The sequence below is a fragment of the Micromonospora sp. M51 genome, from assembly GCF_018070305.1.
Classification (GTDB): Bacteria; Actinomycetota; Actinomycetes; order Mycobacteriales; family Micromonosporaceae; genus Micromonospora; species Micromonospora parva.
Genome location: NZ_JAGPXZ010001227.1, coordinates 1 through 1,089, shown reverse-complemented (window position 1 = coordinate 1,089; position 1,089 = coordinate 1). Strand labels below are relative to the sequence as shown.

The 1,089-nt window shown below is 69.2% G+C and carries 2 protein-coding genes; both read right to left on the bottom strand.

The annotated features are described in order from the left end of the window. On the bottom strand, nucleotides 1–289 hold a 289-nt coding region (locus KBX53_RS33885), incomplete at its 3' end, for a DEAD/DEAH box helicase (RefSeq protein WP_210863914.1). Nucleotides 290–512: 223 nt separating this feature from the next. Next, nucleotides 513–716, bottom strand: a complete 204-nt coding sequence (locus tag KBX53_RS33880; protein ID WP_007464836.1) for a cold-shock protein — start codon at nucleotides 714–716, stop codon at nucleotides 513–515. Nucleotides 717–1,089: the final 373 nt, after the last annotated feature.

Here is a 1,089-nt window from a genome sequence, read left to right as displayed (position 1 = left end):
GGGCGGTGGTGACCTGCTGGGCCAGTTCGCGGGTCGGCACCAGCACCAGGGCCAGCGGGCGACCCGGCCGGGCCTGACGGCCGGCGGTGCGCGACAGCAGGGGAAGCCCGAAGGCGAGGGTCTTGCCGGAGCCGGTACGGCCCCTTCCCAGCACGTCCCGGCCGGCGAGCGAGTCGGGCAGCGTCGCCGACTGGATCGGGAACGGCTCGGTGAGGCCCTGCGCGGTCAGCGCGGTGAGCAGCGCCGGCGCCAGACCGGTATGGGCGAAAGTGGGAATAACTGTGGTCATGCGGAAGCCTTCCTCGACGCGGCACGTGTCGAGGGAGGGCGCCGAAGTCGGCGCTGTCAACCAGCGGAAAGAGACCGCCAGGACTCACAAGCACGAACCGAAGGGAGTACAGGCCGGCCCGCCGCCGGGCCGCCGCCTGCGGACGCAGGCGGCGGCGGGGCGGGCCGGTCCCGTCACCGTCACACCCGGAGGGCGCGACAGGTAATGCTGACCGATCCGAAGATCAGAGCGGGCGGATGTTCTCCGCCTGCGGGCCCTTCTGGCCCTGGGTCACCTCGAACTCGACCCGCTGGTTCTCGTCCAGGCTCCGGTAGCCGGAGGACTGGATCGCCGAGAAGTGGGCGAAGACGTCAGCGCCGCCGCCGTCCGGGGTGATGAAGCCGAAGCCCTTGTCAGCGTTGAACCACTTCACGGTGCCAATAGCCATGTGTTTCGTCTCCTTGACGGAACGTCGGACGCGCACTTGTTGCACGCCCGAAGAGGAGCGCTCCGCGCGGGGATGCGCGAATCGCCTGTCGCTTCTGGTCGCCCCGCCCGGAGAACTCCGGACACAACAAAGAGCGCCTGGGGCCACAATCCCGCCAGGCGCACACAGAGTCTCTGGTAACCAAAACTGCAACCCGGTCAACCTACCACGGTTTTCCCCGCAGTGGTCAATGTTGGGCAGAATCCTCGGGCAACTGGGCGATCATGGCCGTGAGGCCCGCCACATCCAGCAGGTCGGCGGGCCGTACGGTCACCCCGTGCCGGACGTAGTGGAACGCCGCGCCCACCCGCTCGACCGGCACACCGGCCAACTC

What these genes read in the sequence shown, in the direction of transcription:
- KBX53_RS33880 (WP_007464836.1), bottom strand. Translation starts at nt 716, where the DNA reads ATGGCTATTGGCACCGTGAAGTGGTTCAACGCTGACAAGGGCTTCGGC.